The sequence below is a fragment of the Rhodococcus sp. IEGM 1354 genome (assembly GCF_030056855.1).
Classification (GTDB): domain Bacteria; phylum Actinomycetota; class Actinomycetes; order Mycobacteriales; family Mycobacteriaceae; genus Rhodococcoides.
In genome coordinates this window covers 404,909-424,080 of the sequence record NZ_JASHKT010000002.1, presented here as the reverse complement: position 1 = coordinate 424,080, position 19,172 = coordinate 404,909, and the positions used below count along the sequence as shown (strand labels likewise).

17 protein-coding genes are annotated in these 19,172 nt (G+C 66.1%); 11 read left to right on the top strand and 6 right to left on the bottom strand.

From position 1 onward, the window contains the following. Nucleotides 1–233: 233 nt before the first annotated feature. Nucleotides 234–689 carry an SAV_6107 family HEPN domain-containing protein gene (locus QM588_RS06480; protein ID WP_057473410.1) on the bottom strand — a complete coding sequence of 152 codons (456 nt, stop codon included), beginning with the start codon at nucleotides 687–689 and terminating at the stop codon, nucleotides 234–236. 196 nt (nucleotides 690–885) lie between these two features. On the opposite strand from QM588_RS06480, the gene QM588_RS06475 reads away from it, so the two are divergent. Genes QM588_RS06475 through QM588_RS06455 form a run of 5 tightly spaced genes read left to right on the top strand, consistent with a single transcriptional unit; the run spans nucleotide 886 to nucleotide 5,889 of the window. After that, complete coding sequence (locus QM588_RS06475; protein ID WP_283312240.1) at nucleotides 886–1,503, top strand: GNAT family N-acetyltransferase; 618 nt, start codon at nucleotides 886–888, stop codon at nucleotides 1,501–1,503. 4 nt (nucleotides 1,504–1,507) lie between these two features. Then, nucleotides 1,508–3,115 (top strand): phytoene desaturase family protein, encoded by a 1,608-nt coding sequence (locus QM588_RS06470; RefSeq protein ID WP_283312239.1) that lies wholly within the window; start codon nucleotides 1,508–1,510, stop codon nucleotides 3,113–3,115. Continuing rightward, nucleotides 3,112–3,936 (top strand): carotenoid biosynthesis protein, encoded by an 825-nt coding sequence (locus QM588_RS06465; RefSeq protein ID WP_283312238.1) that lies wholly within the window; start codon nucleotides 3,112–3,114, stop codon nucleotides 3,934–3,936. The genes QM588_RS06470 and QM588_RS06465 overlap by 4 nt, the downstream gene beginning before the upstream one ends. A gap of 10 nt (nucleotides 3,937–3,946) precedes the next feature. After that, the gene (locus tag QM588_RS06460; RefSeq protein ID WP_283312236.1) at nucleotides 3,947–4,702 is read left to right on the top strand and encodes an LppM family (lipo)protein; all 756 of its coding nucleotides are present in this window, start codon (nucleotides 3,947–3,949) and stop codon (nucleotides 4,700–4,702) included. Nucleotides 4,703–4,740: 38 nt separating this feature from the next. Further along, entirely contained in the window at nucleotides 4,741–5,889 is a 1,149-nt protein-coding gene (locus tag QM588_RS06455; protein WP_283312235.1) for a glycosyltransferase, read from the top strand. Between the two features lie 13 nt (nucleotides 5,890–5,902). Here QM588_RS06455 and metF read toward each other — a convergent pair whose 3' ends face one another. Beyond that, entirely contained in the window at nucleotides 5,903–6,829 is a 927-nt protein-coding gene (gene metF, locus QM588_RS06450; protein ID WP_283312234.1) for a methylenetetrahydrofolate reductase [NAD(P)H], read from the bottom strand. Nucleotides 6,830–7,026: 197 nt separating this feature from the next. Here metF and QM588_RS06445 point away from each other — a divergent pair, with 197 nt between their 5' ends. The 4 genes from QM588_RS06445 (at nucleotide 7,027) to QM588_RS06430 (ending at nucleotide 12,512) form a co-directional block, all read left to right on the top strand. Then, the gene (locus QM588_RS06445; RefSeq protein ID WP_442972880.1) at nucleotides 7,027–8,127 is read left to right on the top strand and encodes a polyprenyl synthetase family protein; all 1,101 of its coding nucleotides are present in this window, start codon (nucleotides 7,027–7,029) and stop codon (nucleotides 8,125–8,127) included. Nucleotides 8,128–8,138: 11 nt separating this feature from the next. Then, nucleotides 8,139–9,722: a phytoene desaturase family protein gene (gene crtI / locus QM588_RS06440; RefSeq protein WP_283312232.1), complete on the top strand. Its 1,584-nt coding sequence runs from the start codon at nucleotides 8,139–8,141 to the stop codon at nucleotides 9,720–9,722. 160 nt (nucleotides 9,723–9,882) lie between these two features. Further along, entirely contained in the window at nucleotides 9,883–11,520 is a 1,638-nt protein-coding gene (locus QM588_RS06435) for an alpha-(1->6)-mannopyranosyltransferase A (RefSeq protein WP_283312231.1), read from the top strand. 11 nt (nucleotides 11,521–11,531) lie between these two features. Further along, nucleotides 11,532–12,512 (top strand): phytoene/squalene synthase family protein, encoded by a 981-nt coding sequence (locus tag QM588_RS06430; protein WP_283312230.1) that lies wholly within the window; start codon nucleotides 11,532–11,534, stop codon nucleotides 12,510–12,512. Between the two features lie 27 nt (nucleotides 12,513–12,539). Here the strand turns inward: QM588_RS06430 and QM588_RS06425 are convergent, their stop codons facing one another. Further along, nucleotides 12,540–12,911: an Rv2175c family DNA-binding protein gene (locus QM588_RS06425; RefSeq protein WP_135042472.1), complete on the bottom strand. Its 372-nt coding sequence runs from the start codon at nucleotides 12,909–12,911 to the stop codon at nucleotides 12,540–12,542. Between the two features lie 184 nt (nucleotides 12,912–13,095). On the opposite strand from QM588_RS06425, the gene pknB reads away from it, so the two are divergent. Further along, nucleotides 13,096–15,072, top strand: coding sequence for a Stk1 family PASTA domain-containing Ser/Thr kinase (pknB, locus tag QM588_RS06420; protein WP_283312369.1), 1,977 nt, complete (start codon nucleotides 13,096–13,098; stop codon nucleotides 15,070–15,072). Nucleotides 15,073–15,095: 23 nt separating this feature from the next. Here the strand turns inward: pknB and QM588_RS06415 are convergent, their stop codons facing one another. Together QM588_RS06415 and QM588_RS06410 are read right to left on the bottom strand one after the other, a co-directional pair. Then, nucleotides 15,096–16,481: a class II 3-deoxy-7-phosphoheptulonate synthase gene (locus QM588_RS06415; protein ID WP_283312229.1), complete on the bottom strand. Its 1,386-nt coding sequence runs from the start codon at nucleotides 16,479–16,481 to the stop codon at nucleotides 15,096–15,098. 45 nt (nucleotides 16,482–16,526) lie between these two features. Next, nucleotides 16,527–17,018, bottom strand: coding sequence for a polyadenylate-specific 3'-exoribonuclease AS (locus tag QM588_RS06410; RefSeq protein WP_283312228.1), 492 nt, complete (start codon nucleotides 17,016–17,018; stop codon nucleotides 16,527–16,529). A 164-nt stretch (nucleotides 17,019–17,182) separates the two neighbouring features. Between QM588_RS06410 and QM588_RS06405 the strand changes: the two genes are divergently transcribed. Beyond that, the gene (locus QM588_RS06405) at nucleotides 17,183–18,391 is read left to right on the top strand and encodes a glycosyltransferase 87 family protein (RefSeq protein ID WP_283312367.1); all 1,209 of its coding nucleotides are present in this window, start codon (nucleotides 17,183–17,185) and stop codon (nucleotides 18,389–18,391) included. A 9-nt stretch (nucleotides 18,392–18,400) separates the two neighbouring features. Here QM588_RS06405 and QM588_RS06400 read toward each other — a convergent pair whose 3' ends face one another. After that, nucleotides 18,401–19,129 carry a lysophospholipid acyltransferase family protein gene (locus QM588_RS06400; protein WP_283312227.1) on the bottom strand — a complete coding sequence of 243 codons (729 nt, stop codon included), beginning with the start codon at nucleotides 19,127–19,129 and terminating at the stop codon, nucleotides 18,401–18,403. Nucleotides 19,130–19,172: the final 43 nt, after the last annotated feature.

Below are 19,172 nucleotides of genomic sequence, written 5' to 3'. Positions count from 1 at the left end.
CTCCCCCTGCACAGATAATGAGAGTCGTTTCGGTTCAGAAGCGACGGGAAGCTGACCTTGGCGGCTACCTACTGACGATGATACGAGCTGAATCGGCCGCTTACCACCTACTCGCACTATGTGTTCCTGAGAAACGACCAAGTTTTCGAGACGGACGTCTCGGAAACACTTGTCGAACACCGTGTGACGTGGCTGTTCACGTCCGTCCGGACTCGAGGAACCGACTCGGCGGGCTATGCGGACAGCGGTGCCGCCATCGGATCGACGGGCTGGAACCTCGACTGACCGCCCAACCGGTCCTCGACCGCGTTCAGAAAACGACTGACGTGTCGATAGAAGTCATCTGCGTCGACGTCTCCGACAGCGGACGAGGCACCCGCCTCGACTGCCGCGCGGGTTGCGGAGAAGGACGAGAAGTACTCGGACCAGATCGCCAGATCCGGCGCAGCCTTCGCCATCAGAACCCAGGCGTTGCGCGAACGTGGCCGCGAGCCGATCGAATCGGGCAGCGATGCCAGGACTGCGGCAGCACCCTTGAGTGCGGCGATGTAGCTTCCGAGGAAGCGGTCCCCCGCATCGCGCTCACCGATGGATTCGGACAGCAACGCATCGGCTCGACCGAGCAGGACCTGCGCCTGACGCGACACCGGCGACCGCACGCCGACATCGAATGTCTTCGTCATCGTCATACTCGAACACCTCCAGTTCGAATCTCCGGGCGCGCTACCGACACGCCTGGAACCGTGATGAAGCCTTACAGTCGAACTCCGGAAGAATCCGCCTCGCTCGTCGAGGTGATCCACCGGCGCGCTCGGCCCCGATCATCGAACACCCGTTCGACACATTCAATATAGCTGTGCCCACCGACAAGTTGCCGAAGAAAGGGTGAGAACCGTCGTCACCGATGCGCAGACAACCCCCTACGTGGTCGATCTGACGCCCCAGGAATTCCGTCGGCGCTTGTTCGAAGCTCTGGCGATCTACGTCGAGGCCATGGGATATCCCCGCGGAACCGAGCACAGCCGCGCACCGATGTGGACGGAGCATCTGCACCGGCCGGGCTGGCGAGCGGTGGGAGCCATGGTGCCCAATCCCGACAAGACGCAGCCGGACACGCTGGTCGCCGTTGCGTACGGGTATCACGGCGCGCACCATCAGTGGTGGCATCAGCAGGTCCGCGACGGATTGCGCCGCGCCGGACACTCGACACAGCACGTCGACGCCACCCTCGGCGACTACTTCGAACTGACCGAATTGCACGTACTACCGAGCGCGCAAGGACACGGACTCGGCGGGCGTCTCTGCCGCAGGTTGCTCGACGGTGTTCGAGCGCACTCTGTGATGTTGTCCACACCCGAGGTCGCGCTGGAGGACAACCGCGCCTGGCGGTTGTATCGACGGCTCGGCTTCGAGGACGTACTGCGGCACTTCACGTTCGCCGGCGACCGGCGCCCCTTCGCGGTGCTGGGCCGCCGGTTGCCGCTCGACGGGCCCGTAGCCTGAAGGTGTGATCGATGCTGTGGTGGTGGGCTCCGGCCACAATGCCCTGACTTCTGCCTGCTACCTGACCGATGCCGGAATGTCGGTGGAGATCGTCGAACGCGACACCGTCGCGGGCGGTGCGGTGTCGACGGTGGAGCGCTTCCCCGGCCATCGAGTCGACCGCGGCTCCTCCGCGCACATCATGATCAGGCACACCGGGATCGTCGAAGAGCTCGGACTCGAGGAGTTCGGGCTGCGCTACATCGACTGCGATCCGTGGGCATTCGCCCCGGGCGACGTCGACACCGCCGAACGCGCCATCGTCTTCCATCGCAGCCTCGATCGAACGTGCGAGTCCATCGCTGCCGCCTGCGGGCCCGCAGACGCGCGCGCCTACCGTTCCTTCGTCTCGGTGTGGGGCCCGCGCAGCGAACGCACCATGCGCGCATTCGGTGGGCCGCCCACCGGGTCCAAACTGCTCCGATCCTTCTGGGGACTCGGTGCGCCCGACGGCGGCAGCTCGCTCTCGCGCGAGTTTCTTGCCACCGGCGATTCCCTGCTGGACGAAATGTTCACGAGTGAGCGACTCAAGGCTGCGCTGGCATGGTTCGGAGCGCAGTCCGGCCCGCCGATGTCCGAGCCCGGCACCGCCCCGATGGTCGGCTTCGCGGCTCTGATGCACACGCTCCCACCGGGCCGCGCCGTCGGCGGTAGCGGCGCACTGACCGAGGCGATGATCGCCCGGCTGCACCGGGACGGGGCAGCGCTGACGCTCGGCGATGCCGTCGTATCGCTGACGCGTCGCGCGCACGGCTGGACGACGAGGACCGCGTCGGGACGGGAGATCGACAGCACGATCGTCGTGGCCGGATGTCACATCCTGACCACGCTCGACCTGCTGGCGGAGGGCGGACACGACGCGGCGCAGCTGGCCCGATGGCGCTCCACCATTCGGGTGGGTCCGGGGATCGGTACCGCGGTTCGGTTGGCCACCGACGCGCTGCCGCAGTACCCGAGCGCCGACTGCATCGAGGACGGTACCCACGGTCTCGCGCTGCTCGTCCGCGACCGCGCGCAATTGCGGTTGGCTCACGGGCACGCCCTCGCCGGGGAGCTGCCGCCGACACCCGCTGTTCTCGGCATGTCGTTCAGCGCCCTCGATCCGACGATCGCGCCGCCGGGTCAGCATCAGATCTCCCTGTGGTCGCAGTGGCATCCGCACACTCTCGCCGATGGCCGCCGGTGGCGCTCGAACGTGCCGGGGCAGCGTTCTTTGGCCGAGGTCGAGGGTGATCGAATCGTCGCCGAGCTCGATCGCTACGCCCCGGGATTCGCCGCGTCTGTCCTCGATCGGTACGTACAGTCGCCGCCGGACATCGAGCAGGAACTCGGACTGATCGGAGGCAACATCATGCACCTGGACATGTCACTGGACCAGATGATGATGTGGCGTCCTCATCCCCAACTGGCCGGCCACCGCGTTCCCGGAGCAGACGGTCTCTATCTCACCGGCGCGTCGACTCACCCGGGAGGCGGCGTCACAGCGGCCAGCGGCCGTTCGGCGGCGAGAATCGCACTCGCGGACGCACGCGCGGGGCGTCGTCGCGCATTCTTCAGCAGGAGACGAGCATGAAGATTGCCCCGACGGTCTTCGCGATCGGTGCCGTCGCAGCCCAGATCTGCTATCCGCTCGTATCGGGTTCGACTCGGGACGCGGTGACCATCGCGGTGGTTGCGCTACTTGCGCTGGCGTCGATCGCGCACGCCGTGCTGTACCGCGGAAAGCTGTGGGCGGCGGCTCTCGTGATCCTGACTGCAGGAACGGGATTCGTGTCCGAGCTCGTCGGCACGGCCACCGGGTTTCCCTTCGGCGAGTACTTCTACGCGCAGAATCGACTCGGCCCCAGCCTGTTCGAGGTCCCCGTGGTGGTTCCACTCGCCTGGACGGCGGGGTTCTATCCGATCTGGTGCGCGGTCACGTTCATCGTCGGCCATCTCGGCGCGACACGGCTCCGAGCTTCTGCATTCCGAATCGCCGCGGTCGCCGCCGGGATGGTGGGCTGGGACCTGTATCTCGATCCTCAGATGGTCACCGACGGTCAGTGGACCTGGACGTCCGGTGCCGTCGGACTGCCGGGTGTGTCGTCGATCCCGTTGACCAACTACGCGGGTTGGCTGTTGGTGGCCACATTGATGGCTGCAGTGATGGAAGCGGTGAACCGCGTGGTGGCCCCGCGCGCGTCCGACGACGTCGTTCCCATCGGGCTGTTCCTGTGGACGTGGCTGGGTTCGGCGCTCGCGCACGCGGTGTTCCTCGACGGCCCCGAACTACGATTCTCGGCGGTCTACGGATTTCTCGTCATGGGTAGTGTCGGAATCCCGCTGCTGTGGATCGCACGTCGACGTGGATCTCTGCGTAACCGACACGCGCCGATGACAACCCCTGCCGACTGACACCGGCGCGATGCCCTGGCACGATGTCGCTGTGCAGTCGACATCACGAACATCCACTCGAACCCGCCGACGCCGAGTTCTCTCGGTTCTCGCCCTGACGTTGCTGGTCGCGCCGATGCTGGCCGGCTGCTTGCGGGTCCAGGTCACGATGGGTGTGTCGGCCAACGACCGGGTGGCGGGTCAGATCGTCGCGGCGACGGTCCCCACCTCGGACACCGATACCGGTCCCGAACTCGTGGTGCCCTCCTCGATCGAGGACAAGGTTCGCGTCGAGCCCTACAACCAGGACGGGTATGTCGGGTCGCAGGCCATCTTCGACGACCTCTCGTTCGGCGATGTCCAGACACTCGGCTCGATCTTCCAGAACGCAGCCGGATCGTTTCAGCTGACCCTGCAGCGTTCGGGCGACACCGTGACGCTCGCCGGTAACGCCGACCTGTCGTCGGTACCGGTCCAGGGGTCCGATGTGCAGTTCACGATTGCGTTCCCGGCCCGTATCGGGACCACCAACGGAACCCGCGAGAGCGACAACTCGGTCTCGTGGAAGCTGCCGGCGGGCGAAGTCACCTCGGTGCGTGCCGAGGTCAACTACCCGGACCCCAACACTCGTAGCTTCGCCGGCTGGGCGGGCATCGTGGGCGGCGTGACAGTCGGGGTGGCCGCCATCGTCGGTGCCATGGCCTGGGTGTCGCGGAACCCGCCGTTGGGCAACCGTCGTAAGCGCGCCGCCGAGACGGGCGATGCGAACGACCGAACGTCGGTGTGATCACCCCACTTCTCGTCCCACACGCCAGATCTCGCCGTATGACAGTCCTGACCCGGGCGACCAGAGCGACGGCCGTTCTCGCCTCCACCTCCGCTGCCGTGGCGGTGTTCAATGCGCTGTTCGTGCCGGGTTTGCGTAGACCGAGCCGCGACGTCACCGAACGGGTCTCGGTGTGCATTCCCGCGCGCGACGAAGTCGATACGCTGCCTGCGTTGATCGGCGATCTCACGCGTCAGCGATTCTGCACCGACCTGCAGGTCGTCGTCCTCGACGACGATTCGACCGACGGAACGGCAGCTGCTGCCGTCGCCGCGGCGAACGACGACCCGCGGTTCCGCGTCCTGACCTCCCACGCCTCGCCGCCGCCCGGGTGGACGGGTAAAGCCGCCGCGTGCGCAGAACTGGCCGACTCGGTCGGCGTGGACACGTCGATCGTCATGTTCGTCGACGCGGATGTACGGCTCGAACCCGACGCCGTCGCCGCCGCTGCGAGGAGGCTCCGCCGCCGCGGAGACGCTCTGCTGTGCCCCTGGCCCGAGCAGGTGGCGGGTGGTCTCGCCGAACGACTCGTCCAACCACTGCTCGCGTGGTCGTGGATGTCGACGCTGCCCGTGCCCGTGGGCAATGCGACGCTGCTGCCGTCGATGGCCGTCGCCTGTGGGCAGTTCATGGCGTTCGATGCCGCCGCGTATCGCGTCGTCGGTGGCCACAGCTGCGTCGCGTCGAGTGCCACCGAGGATCTGGACATCGCGCGTGTCCTGCGTCGACGCGGGTTCTCGACATCGGTTGCCTCCGGTGCCGGGTTCGTGCGGTGCCGGATGTACCGCTCGGCCGCAGATGTCCGGGCGGGTTACAGCCGGTGGCTGTGGAACGAGTTCGGTGGGCCCGTCGGTTCGGCCACGGCTGCCCTTGCGCTGGGTACGGTCTACCTGTTGCCGCCGGTCGCGGCGGTCTTCGGTTCCGGTTCGACGCGGCGACTGGGTCTCGTCGGTTACCTCGCCGGGACCGTATCGCGCGTGGCATCTCGTCGGCGCGAGTCGGGACCCCGATTCGGCGCTCGCGACGTCGTCGACGCCGCGGTGCACCCGCTGTCGATTCTCGCCTTCGTCGGGCTCGTCGCGGAATCCCACGTGCGTCGACGCCACGGCGCGCTGAGCTGGAAGTCGCGTCCGATGCCGACGTCGTAACGCCGATCACAGGTCAGACGCGCGCGGCTGCCAGCCCCAGGTTGCTCAGAACCTCACGTGTCGCGCGCGCGAAATTCAACGTGATGAAGTGCAGCCCGGGCGCACCTTCCGCGATGAGCCGCTCGCCGATGTTCGTGGCGAGCTCGATACCCACCTCTCGAACCGCGGCTTTGTCTTCCTCGGCTCCGGATCCTGCTGCGCGAGTGAACTTCTCGTCCAGATGCGACGGCAATGTCGTGCCCGAGAGCTCGAGCATCCGGCGCACCGAACGCAGCGAGGTGATGGGCATGATCTCGGGGATGATCGGCTTGGCACCCTGTTCGGGGTCGTATGCGCTGACGCGATCACGCAGCCGCAGGTAGTCGTCCACGTCGAAGAACATCTGCGTGATCGAATACTCCGCTCCCGCACGAAGCTTCCCGACGAGGCACCTGGTGTCCTGCTCGAGATCGTCGGCGCGGTGATGGCCTTCCGGGAACGACGCCACTCCGACGTGAAAGTCGCCCAGTTCGCGGACCATACGAACCAGTTCTTCCGCGTACTCGACTCCCTCGGGATGCTTCTCCCACTCGCCGAGTGGATCTCCCGGCGGGTCACCGCGAAGAACGAGGATGTTGGTGATGCCGCGGTCGGCGTACGACCCGACCATCGAGCGCAACTCGGCGACACTGTGCGACACGGCAGTGAGATGCGCCACTGGAAGCAGGGTGGTCTCCTCCGCGATCTGACCGGTGACTCGCACCGTTCGATCGCGGGTGGACCCACCTGCGCCATACGTCATCGACACGAACGCGGGCTGGAGTTGTTCGAACTCCCGCACTGCTCGCCACAACCTGGCCTCGGCGGCCTCGTCGCGCGGGGGCGAGAACTCCACCGAGAACGGGATCCTCGCGTCGGGTTCGGTCCGCAATCGGTCGACGATCGACGGCGTCCTCGTCACGAATCCTCGGCTCGACCGCCCCCTGACGGAATCTTCGCTCACCCGAAGATCATAGGTTGCGCTGCGCCGCCGGCCCGTCGGGCATCCCCCGACGGCGTAGTTGGCTGCTCGTCGGTGCCGGGTTCGGGTGCCTATTACTGTGGGACCGTAACGCCTCTTTCCCACGAAGACCTTGGAGGATCGTCCTGTCCGGAGACCTGTCCGCGCCCACCAACTCTGCGTCTGTGAATGCAACGTCGCTGCGGGATTCCGTCGATGCGAAGCTCGCGGAGTTCTTCGCCTCACGTCGTGCGGTCGTCGACAGCGTCGGCGGTGGCTACCCGGCCGCAGTGGCCGACCTCGAGGCGTTCGTATTACGCGGCGGTAAGCGCATGCGCCCAGCATTCGCGTGGACCGCGTGGCTCGGCGCGGGCGGTGAGCCCACCGGAGACCGTGCCGACGCAGTACTGCGTGCGTGCTCGGCCCTCGAGTTGATCCAGGCCTGCGCATTGATCCACGACGACATCATCGACTCGTCCCGCACCCGCCGGGGCTTCCCGACCGTGCATGTCGGCTTCGCTCAGCGACATCGCGATGCGGGGTGGTCGGGCTCGGCGGATCACTTCGGTGTCTCCGCCGCCGTCCTGGTCGGTGACCTGGCGCTGTGCTGGGCCGACGACATGCTGCGCGAGTCGGGTATCGACACGGACGCGGCGCGGCGGGCGCAGCCGGTGTGGTCCGCGATGCGCACCGAGGTGCTCGGCGGTCAACTCCTCGACATCGAAGCCGAAGCCGGCACCGACGAGAGCGTGGCGGCAGCGATGCGCGTCAACCGGTACAAGACCGCCGCCTACACGGTCGAACGCCCGCTGCACCTCGGGGCCGTTCTTGCCGGGGCCGGCGAACCGCTGACTGCGGCGTACCGCAGTTTCGGTGCCGACATCGGCATTGCCTTCCAGCTGCGCGACGACCTGCTCGGCGTGTTCGGCGACCCCGAGATCACCGGCAAACCGTCGGGTGACGACATCACCGAGGGCAAGCGCACGGTGCTCATCGCCGTGGCCTTGCAACAAGCGGACGCGAGCCGTCCCGATCACGCGGCGAGGATTCGAGCCAGTCTCGGTACCGAGCTCAGCGACAGCGAGGTCGCCGACATCCGATCGATACTCACCGAACTGGGCGCCGTCGACGCCGTCGAACGGCAGATCGACGAACTGGGCACCCGGGCCGTTGCCGCGCTGGACGACAGTTCGATCGACCCGATCGCCGCCGAACACCTTCGCGCCATGGCCACCGCCGCCATCCAACGGCAGTACTGAAAGAGAGCGTCATGTCTACGATCCGAACCGTTCCCGGCCGCACCGACTCGGTTGTCGTCGTGGGAGCTGGATTGGCCGGCCTGGCCGCGGGGCTCCACCTGCTGGGTGCAGGCAAGAAGGTCACGATCGTCGAGCGTGACGAATCCGTGGGCGGCCGGGTGGGGGTGTATCCGGTGACCGACTCCGACGGAACGCATCTCTACGACATCGACAACGGTGCGAGTGTGCTCACGATGCCGAACCTGGTGCTCGAGGCCTTGGCTGCTGTGGGTGCAGACTTCGAGTCCACGACGCCGCCGATTCGGCTGACGTCCCTGTCGCCGTCGTACCACACTCGGTACGCCGACGGCACGTCCATCGACGTCTACTCGGACCCGGAGACAATGGCCGCCGAGGTCGAGCGGACCTGCGGTACGACCGAGGCGCAGGGCTACCGCGATCTCCGGCGCTGGCTCGCCGACATCTTCGACGCCGAATTCGACCGCTTCATCGACTCGAACTTCGATTCCCCGCTGGACCTCGTGGGATCCAAGGCCGCGATCACCGATACCGCAACGCTGACGAAGCTGGGCGGCTTCGGTCGCCTCGGGCCACGGGTCGATCGTTTCCTGAAGGACACCCGGCTGCGCCGAGTGTTCACCTTCCAGGCCCTCTACGCCGGCATGGCACCGCAGAAGGCGCTGGCCGTCTACGGTGCGATCGCACACATGGACACCTCCCTCGGGGTGTTCTTTCCCGAGGGAGGCATGGCGGCTATCGGCCGGGCCATGGCCGACGCGTTCGTGACGGCGGGCGGCACGCTGGAACTGGGCACCGACATCGTCGACATCACCGTCGACCGCGGCCGTGCCGATGCCGTCCTCACTGCCGAGGGACGCCGAATCACCTGCGACGCACTGATTCTCACCGCAGACCTGCCCGTCGTCGATCGCCTCCTCGATCGCGCCTCGGTATCGAAGAAGGGCAGGCGCAACGGGTACGGTGTCGTATCGCCGTCCGCCGTCGTCGCCCACGGAACGGTTCCGGTCGAACTCACGGCGTCGTGGCCTGCGCGGGCGCACCACACCATCGACTTCGGCGACGAATGGGCCGAGACCTTTCGCCGGATCACCGCCCGCGCGGGCAAAGGATCTCTGATGGCCGATCCGTCACTGCTGATCACGCGGCCGTCGGTGAGCGATTCGGGCCTCGAGGTCGTGCGCGACGGGGTCCGCAGCGAGCCGGTCTCGATTCTGGCCCCGTGCCCCAACCTCGACAGCGCTCCGCTCGCCTGGGCCGAACTGGCTCAGCCGTACCTTCGTGAGATTCTGGCGACGCTGGAGGGTCGCGGGTACACCGGACTCGCCGACGCCTTCGTGCTCGATCACATCGACACACCGCAGACGTGGGCGGACAAAGGCATGTTGTCGGGCTCGCCGTTCTCGTCCGCGCACGTCTTCCGGCAGACCGGGCCGTTCCGGAGAAAGAACATGGTCGCCGGCCTCGACAACGTGGTTCTCGCCGGCTCCGGAACCACCCCGGGCGTGGGCGTGCCGACCGTCCTGGTGTCGGGCAAGCTGGCCGGAGAGCGAGTGACAGGGCCGCGAGGGCGGTAGGTTCGTCCGATCGACTGCGTCGACCAACTAAGCTGAGCGCGATCGTTTGCCGGTCGCGATCTTTGCTGCGACCATGATCCTTCGGCCGACAGCGAGAACGCGTCGGCACGGAGCCACATCTCGACACACACGACTCGCAGCAGAGGAGGAGCAGGCGGCAATGTCTTCGGTTTCGTCGCACTCCACCTCCGAAGGGCGCTCGTCGGACGGATCTGCACCGGTGCCTGTGCGGCATCCGTCGAGACTGACGACCACCGGTAACTTCCTGCGAAGCCCCGAGGGCAAAGCAGCGATCCTCGGGGTTCTGGGTGCGGTCTGCATCATGTTCGGTGGATTCGGCGCGGGCAGCGTGCGCCGTCGAGACCCGTTGCTCGAAGAGATGCATCTGTCGTGGCTGCGATTCGGTCACGGCTTCGTGTTGTCGACCGTCATTGTCTGGGCCGGTGTGCTGTTGATGATCACCGCCTGGGTTCGGCTCGGCCGCGCCACACTGCACGGCCGCACCACGGTGGGTGAGCTCCGATGGATCGTGCCCGCATGGACGGCACCGCTGCTGCTGTCGGTACCGATGTTCAGTCGCGACGCCTATTCCTACCTCGCTCAAGGCGCCCTGCTGCGAGACGGTTTCGATCCGTATGCCGTTGGGCCCGTGGCCAATCCGGGAACCCTGCTCGACAACGTCAGCAACGTGTGGACCACGACCACTGCGCCGTACGGGCCCTTGTTCCTTCTCCTCGGTCGCGGCATCACCAGCCTGACCGGTGACAATGTGATCGCCGGAACCATGTTGCTTCGGCTGACCATGCTTCCCGGGCTCGCCCTCATGATGTGGGCTGTCCCGCGGCTGGCCACCCACCTGGGCGGGCGCGCCACGACGGCGGTGTGGCTCGCGGTGCTCAATCCCCTGGTGCTGATCCACCTCATCGGCGGAGTGCACAACGAGTTGCTCATGGTCGGACTGATGACCGCGGGCATCGTGCTCGCGCTCGAGCGTCGCCACGTGGCCGGCATCGCACTGGTGGCGATCGCTGTGGCCATCAAGGCAACTGCCGGTTTGGCTCTGCCGTTCCTGGTGTGGATCTGGATGCTGCACCTACGAGACAAGGCGCGCGAGGAAGGCCGCACACCGCCGGCACCGATCCTGGCGTTCACGAAGACCGCGGGCATCGGAGCGGCCGTCTTCGTCGCGGTGTTCGCCGTCGCGTCCGTGATCGCCGGAGTCGGCATCGGCTGGCTCACGGCGTTGTCCGGATCGGCGAAGATCATCAACTGGCTGTCACTGCCCACGATCCTCGCGCATCTGGTGACCGTCAGCACCTCGTGGTTCCTCGATCTGCGCCTCGGACCGGTTCTCGACGTAACCCGGCTGCTGTGTGCGATCGCCTTGGTGGTCATCCTGGCCGGGGCGTGGTGGTTGGGCCGCCGATCCGAGCGAGACGCGGTCCAGGGCATCTTGATTGCTCTCGTCGCCACTGTCGTTCTCTCCCCCGCCGCGCTGCCCTGGTACTACTCGTGGCCGTTGGCGATCGCGGCCGGATTTGCGTTGTCCCGCCGAACGCTGATGGTTCTCACCGGACTGTCGACCTGGCTGATGCTGGTTTTCCAACCCGACGGATCCATCGGCCTCTACACGTTCGTGCACGTGGCTCTCGCAGTTTTCGCCGCAGTCGTTGCCGCGCTGGCGCTGACCCGGGTCGACCCGCTGCGTTTGCGTTCTGCCCGTTCCCGGGAACACCGTGCCGTACCGAACGCCCCCAAAACCGCGCCCGTCTCCACCGAAGACGACGCCACACCGTGAGGTCCCGCGCCATGAGTGCCCGCGTATCGAGAGAACTGACCGACATCGATCCTGCTCTGCACGAGGCGTATCGCATCTGCCGCGAACTGAACGCCCAGCACGGCAAGACCTATTTTCTGGCAACCAGGCTGTTGCCCGTCGACAAGCGCGCAGCCGTGCACGCTCTGTACGGTTTCGCTCGCATGGTCGACGACATCGTCGACCTCGAGGGCACCGACATCGCGGTCGGTTCGGACGAACTGAACGCCCGCAGAATCGTCGAACTCGACGTCATCGAATCCCGGGTGCGCGACGCCTTGGCCGGAAAACCTCTGTCCGACAGCACATCCGATCAGGTGTTGAGCGCACTGTGCGACACGGTCGCTCGGTACGACATTCCCCACGACTACTTTTTCGCGTTCATGCATTCGATGCGGATGGACATCCCGGGCAGCGCGATGTTCGTCTCGCGGTACCGAACGATGGAGCAGTTGAACGAGTACATGTACGGATCGGCCGCAGTCATCGGACTGCAGATGTTGCCGATCCTCGGAACGGTGGTTCCCCGAGCCGAGGCGGAGCCGTCGGCTGCTGCGTTGGGTGAGGCGTTCCAGCTGACCAACTTCGTTCGCGACATGGGTGAGGATCTCGACCGCGACCGCATCTATCTTCCGACCGACGAACTGGCGGCCTTCGGCGTCGACGAGGATCTGCTGCGGTGGTGTCGGACCACCGGCTCGGTCGATGCCAGAGTCACCCGCGCCCTCGCCCACTTGATCGCCGTCACCCGCTCGATCTACCGAACGTCGGACGCCGGGATCGACATGTTGGATCCGCGCGTGCGTCCGTCCATGCGAACGGCCTCCATTCTGTATGGCCGCATTCTCGACGAGGTCGAGGCGCAGGGCTACCGGGTGCTCTCCCAGCGCGCGACCGTGCCGCAGTGGACGCGAGCACGCGTTGCGCTACCGCAGTTCGCCGTCACCGGCTGGAAGCGCGCCACGGTCCGCTGACGACGCTGTCCCCGTGGGTTCGGGCTGTCAGAAGGCCATTGCCTGAGCGCGTCTGATCACTTCGCGCATCAGGTCACCGTGCAAGGCCGCTACCGGGGTGCCGGGCAGACTGTCGTCCTCGGCGAACAACCAGCGCAGGATTTCTTCGTCCTCGTAGCCGCCGTCGTGCAGCACCGCGAGCAGGCCGGGCAGACCCTTGACGATTTCGCCCTTGGTCGTGTCGAAGAACAGCTCGGGCACGCCGGGGACGCGGGAACGCTTCAGAGCCAACAGCTGACGATCCCGCACGAGCTGCTCGACGCGTGTCTTGGGGACGTCGAGGATCTTGGCGACATCGGCGAACTGCAGCAGAGAAACCGACGGATCGAGCACGTCGTCGGCGTAGGGAATGGCACTCACGCGGGTAACGTTAACGGGTCCGGCGTCCAGACTTCAAAAGTGACGCGGCCCGCCACGGAGACCGAAGACACGAACCACGATCGTCGGTGAGCACCCACGGCGCCGATACCATCGTCGTCAGGCGTCCGGATTCAGAGCGGACACATCGAGGACGACGAGGGGAGGTTCGGTGATACCGGGTTCGATGCTCGATCGTCGATATCGAATAGACGCACCGATCGCACGGGGCGGAATGTCGACGGTCTACCGCGGACTCGACACCAGACTCGATCGACCTGTCGCGGTGAAGATCATGGATCCGAAGTTCGCCGAGGACCCGCAGTTCGTTCAGCGATTCGAGTTCGAGGCACGCGCGGTGGCCAGGCTGAGCCACCCCGGTCTGGTGGCCGTGTACGACCACGGGCGGGACGGCGATCACGCATTCCTGGTCATGGAGCTCGTCGAGGGCGGAACCTTGCGCGAGCTGCTGCGGGAGCGCGGGCCCATGCCGCCGCACGCCGCAGTCGCCGTGGTCCGCCCCGTGCTCGAGGCGCTCGCCGTCGCGCACCGCGCCGGTCTGGTGCACCGAGACATCAAACCCGAGAACATCCTGATCAGCGACGACGGAGACGTCAAGATCGCCGACTTCGGGCTGGTCCGCGCCGTCGCCGCATCGACCGTCACCTCCAGCAGTGTGATTCTGGGCACTGCCGCGTATCTGTCTCCCGAACAGGTCACCACCGGCTCCGCGTCCGCGAGCAGCGACGTCTACGGCGTCGGAGTCGTACTGTTCGAGCTGCTCACCGGACGCACCCCGTTCACCGGCGACACATCCCTGTCCATCGCCTACCAGCGCATCGACAACGACGTTCCGCTCCCCTCGACCCTCATCGCAGGCGTGCCACCACAGTTCGACGACGTGGTCCAACACGCCACCATCCGCGACCCGGAACACCGATACCGCAACGCAGACGATATGGCCCGCGCGCTGCGCACTGCCGCGTCGGCGCTGGCACTTCCCGCGTACCGAGTGCCCGCCCCCCAACGTTCGGCACAACACCTGAGCTCGGCGGCGGCGGGTGCGCCGACGACAGTGGCCGGTGATCGACAGCCGCCCACCCGCACCCAGGTGGTGCAGAGCGCTCCCCCGGTACCGCCGCCCGACGGCGTGCACCACACCCGAGTGGTCACGTCACCGACATCCCGCGAAATCGAGTACGAACCGCAACCGGACGACTCGCAGCCTGCGGCACCCCTGGGCCGGCGACACTACGAATTTCCCGACTTCGCCGCCGATCGCCAACGGTCCCGGCGGGCCATCGTCGTCTGGTTGGTGGTCGTTGCACTGTTGGCCGTGTTGGTCGGTTTCGGCGGCTGGTGGATGGGCTCGGGCCGATACACCGCAGTTCCGATGGTCGACGGTCTCGACACCACCGGTGCCACGAGCGCGATCGAAGCGTCGGGCTTGGAAGCAACGGTTCAGGGAACGTACTCCGACACCGTCTCGACCGATCTGCTCATCGGCACCGACCCCGTCGGTGGTTCCCGAATCGCCAAGGGCGACACCGTGTTCCTGCTCGTCTCTCTGGGCAGCCCCACCGTCCCCTCCATCGACTCCAACGCCTCCGTCGAGGACATGCAGCAGCAGTTGCGCGAGAGAACCTTCACCCCGGTCGACGGCGGCGAGGCATTCAGCACCACTGCACCGATCGGCGGCGTCGCCGCGCTCGATCCCCCGCCGGGAACGGTGTTGAACACCGGTGCCGCAGTCACCGTGCTGCGCAGCAAGGGTGCACCGCCGGTGCAGGTTCCCGACGTCCGCGGACAGAGCGTCGACCAAGCACGGACGACGCTCGAATCGGTCGGCATCACCGTCGACGAGATCCGCGAGACATTCGACGAGGACACCGACGGTGGTAAAGCCATCGGCACGAATCCGAAGGCCGGCCAGACCGTCAAGTCCGGTACCACCGCCGTCCTCGACGTGTCGACCGCGGTCACCGTGCCGTCGCTCCTAGGCCGTTCGGTGGGATCCGCACGCACGACACTGGACTCTCTGGGGCTGACGATCGATGTTCGTCAGGTGGTCGACACGGACGGCTCGTTGGTCATCTCCCAGAGCCCCGGAGCCGGTTCACGGGTGGAACCGGACTCCGAGGTCATGGTCGTCTCCCTGCCCTGAACCTGCCAGGGCGGTGCCGGCGATCAGCCGCGGAGCATCTCGGCGACGAGGAATGCCAGCTCGATGCTCTGCTGAGTGTTCAGTCTCGGGTCGCAGGCAGTTTCGTAGCGCCCGGCGAGGTCGAGATCGGAGATGTCCTGGGCTCCGCCGAGGCATTCGGTGACGTCGTCACCGGTCAGTTCGACGTGGATTCCGCCCGGATGGGTGCCGAGGCCGTTGTGCACCTCGAAGAAGCCCTGCACCTCGTCGACGATGCGATCGAAATGCCGTGTCTTGTATCCGGTGGACGCCTCGTGGGTGTTGCCGTGCATCGGGTCGCACTGCCAGATCACCTGATGTCCGGTAGCCTGCACCTTTTCGATGATGCCGGGCAGGATGTCGCGAACCTTGCCGTTACCCATGCGCGAGATCAGCGTCAGGCGTCCCGGCTTGTTGGTCGGGTCGAGGCGCTCGACGTATTCGACGGCCATCTCGGGCGTCGTGGTAGGTCCGATCTTGAGCCCGATCGGGTTGGAGATCAGTTCGGCGAGCGCGATGTGTGCGCCGTCGAGTTGGCGAGTGCGGTCGCCGATCCACAGGAAGTGAGCCGACAGGTCGTAGAGCTTGGGGTGATCGTCGGTGTTGTCGAGGCGCAGCATCGCGCGCTCGTAGTCGAGGACGAGTGCTTCGTGGCTCGCGAAGATCTGGGCCGTGTGCAGATTGGGGTCCGAGACGCCGCAGGCATCCATGAACCGTAGGCCGCGGTCGATCTCCCCGGCCAGCGCCTCGTAGCGGGCTCCGGCGGGTGACTGCGCGACGAATTCACGGTTCCAGTCGTGCACCTTGTGCAGGTCGGCCATCCCGGCTCCGGTCAGTGCCCGAACCAGGTTCATGGCCGCACTCGCGTTGGCGTAAGCGCGCACCAGCCGTGACGGATCGTGGCCGCGCACGCTCTCGTCGGCCACCAGCGAGTTGATCATGTCGCCGCGGTAGGACTGCAGGCCGAGCGCATCGATGTTCGACGAGCGAGGCTTGGCGTACTGGCCGGCGATGCGCGCGACCTTGACCACGGGCATGCTCGCGCCGTACGTAAGCACCACTGCCATCTGCAGCAGCGTGCGGATGTTGCCCTTGATGTGCGGTTCGGTGTTGTCGACGAACGTCTCGGCGCAGTCGCCACCTTGGAGCAGGAACGCCTCGCCGCGGGCGACGGCTGCGAGCTTCTCCGACAGCGCCTCGACCTCACCTGCGACGGTGATCGGCGGAACGCTCTCAAGCACCTTGCGCATCTCGCCGGCCTGCTCGGGATCCCACTGCGGCTGCTGCGCAGCCGGCTTGGCCAACGCATCGTCCAATCGAGTGCGCAGCGTCGGAGACAGCGGCGGCAGGTCGGGCAAGCGATCGATGGGTACGTCGACAGTCCAGTTCACCGGTACAGGATATTCGTACCGCCGTCGCCGCAGGACAACGGGTGTTCAACCGCGGTACGAGTACTCCTCGATCGCCTGGAACTTGGCCAGATTGTGGCGCGCGTCCGTCAGAGCATCATGGGCGTCGCCGGGCACCGCGGGAAGCTCGGGACTGCCGCGATCCTCCCAGTGCTGGCGGAGCTCACGGGTGAATCGAGGCAGGGAACGCGGCAGCTCGGTCATCGATCCCCACAGCTGGCAGAGCGCCACATGGTCGTACGCCGCCACCCATGCCCACAATTCGACCTCGGCACCGTAGTGCGGAACGAGGAATTCGAGCAGTTCGTCGCGAATTCGGGATCGGCTCATCCACAACGGCGACGAGTACGGTGGCAGCTTGGGCAAGACGTTGCGCCGGACCCACCGGCCCGCCCGCTCGGGGTCGAACTCGGAGGACACCGCATAGAACTCGCGACCGTCCTCCGACACCACACCGATCGAGACCAACTCGATTGTGCGACCATCCTCGATGAACTCTGTGTCGTAGAAGTAGCGCACGCGGCTCACCCTAGCGCGTGCCCCGGCACGTCCCCCACACACCGCAGAACCGAGCCGAACAAGCCCTGAAAGGGAACGTTGTGACTTCGTCCGACACCAACCGTCCGGTCGCCGAAGCGTCGGAGCCTGCCGGCCCGACGCGACGCCGGTGGCCACGCTGGGCGGTGGCGTCGAGCAGGGTCGTCGTTGTCGTCGCTGCCGCGGTCGGTGTGCTCTTTCATCTCAACGGGTTTCCCGGGCTGCGGACGTTGGGTGAGCATTACCGACTCGATCTCGATGTCTATCGGCTCGGCGGCGAGGTGTTCGCTCGAGGCGGGGATCTGTACGGCCAGCTTCCTCCCATCGCGACCGGTACCACGTTGCCGTTCACGTATCCCCCGATTGCCGCCGCTCTGTTCAGCCCGCTGTCCGAGGTCTCGCTCTACGCCGCGTCGATGACGGTGACGTCGTTGTCCATGCTCGCGTTGCTGGCGACCGTCGTGCTCACTCTGATCTCGTTGGGAGTTCGCCCTCGCACGCTCGTGTGGTGGAGTGCAGGCGCGGTGTTCGCGGTGTCCGTCCTCGTACTGGAGCCGGTCACGTCCACGTTGAACTACGGGCAGATCAACATCGTTCTGATGATGTTCGTCGCTCTCGACTGCTTGCCGAAGAAGACCCCGTGGCCTCGGGGTGTGCTGATCGGTCTGGTCGCCGCCGTCAAACTCACTCCCGCCGTTTTCGTCTTGTTCTTCCTGCTGCGCAAGGACTTTCGTGCTGCGGTGGTATCGGCACTGAGCTTCGCGGTGTTCACCGCGATCGGGTTTGCGCTCACGTGGTCGGACTCGGTGAAGTACTGGACCGAGACGATCATCGATTCCGATCGGATCGGCGGCCCGGCGTACCCGGCGAATCAGTCCATCACCGGTGTACTGGCCCGCCTGGGAATGGACGAGCTCCCCCGTTCGATTCTGTGGATCGCGCTGTCGGTAGGGGTACTGCTCGTTGCGGGAATCGCGATGCGAAAAGCGTTCGCAGCCGGTGAGGTCGCCCTGGCGCTGACCGTGAACGCGATGTTCGGCCTGTTGGTCTCGCCGGTCTCCTGGTCACACCACTGGGTGTGGGCAATACCGTTCGCGATGGTGCTGGCCACCATCGGTTACCGCCGCCGAAGCCCACTGCTACTCGCTCTGGTTGCAGTCGGACTGGCAATCATGGTGTACGCACCGCACTGGAAGCTCGGTGAAGGTAGATGGAGCGGACTCGACTGGCCGCTGGTCGATCAGTTCGCCGCATCCGCGTACGTGTGGTGGGCACTGGCCGCTGTCGTCACCGTCGCGGCCGTGGGACTCTCGCCTCGGGTCACCCCGAAGGAAAGCAACACCGCGGTTCACTGACCGCCGTCGTCAACTGGCCTTCGAGTCGGGGATACGGCCCGCGGAGGGAGCCGAATCTTCGGGTGTCGCAACCTTTTTCAGTGAGGCCGCGTACACGTCGACGTATTCCTGATCCGAGAGCAGCATCAAGTCGTACATCACCTCGTCGGTGACGGCGCGCTCGACGAATCGGTTGCCTGCCATCCCCTCGAACCTGGAGAAGTCGATGGGCTTGCCGACGCGAATGGTGACCTTCGCCGGACGCCACACGCGCGAACCGATCGGGTTCATCTTCTCGGTACCGATCATGGCGACCGGCACCACCTGAACGCCGGTCTGCAATGCCAGGCGCGCCATTCCGGTCTTGCCCTTGTAGAGCCGACCGTCGGGCGACCGGGTGCCTTCGGGGTAGATACCGAGCACCTTGCCGGCTTCGATCACGCGCGCCCCGGCGTTGAGTGCGTCCTGCGCCGCGTCGGCTCCGGTCCGATCGATGGGTACCTGACCCACCGCGGTGAAGAACCACTTCTGGAATGCGCCCTTGAGTCCCGAGCCGGTGAAGTACTCGCTCTTGGCGAGGAAGGTGATACGCCGCGGGGTCTTGAGCGGAAGATAGAACGAATCGAGAACCGCTTTGTGGTTACTGGCCAGGATCACCGGACCCTGCGTCGGAATGTTCTCCGCACCTTCGATCGTGGGCCGACCCAGGGCAATGAGCAGAGGCCCCACGATGATGTATTTGAACAGCCAGTACCACATTGACGTGCTCCCTGATCATGGTCGGCAATCGTTGGTGTGCCGG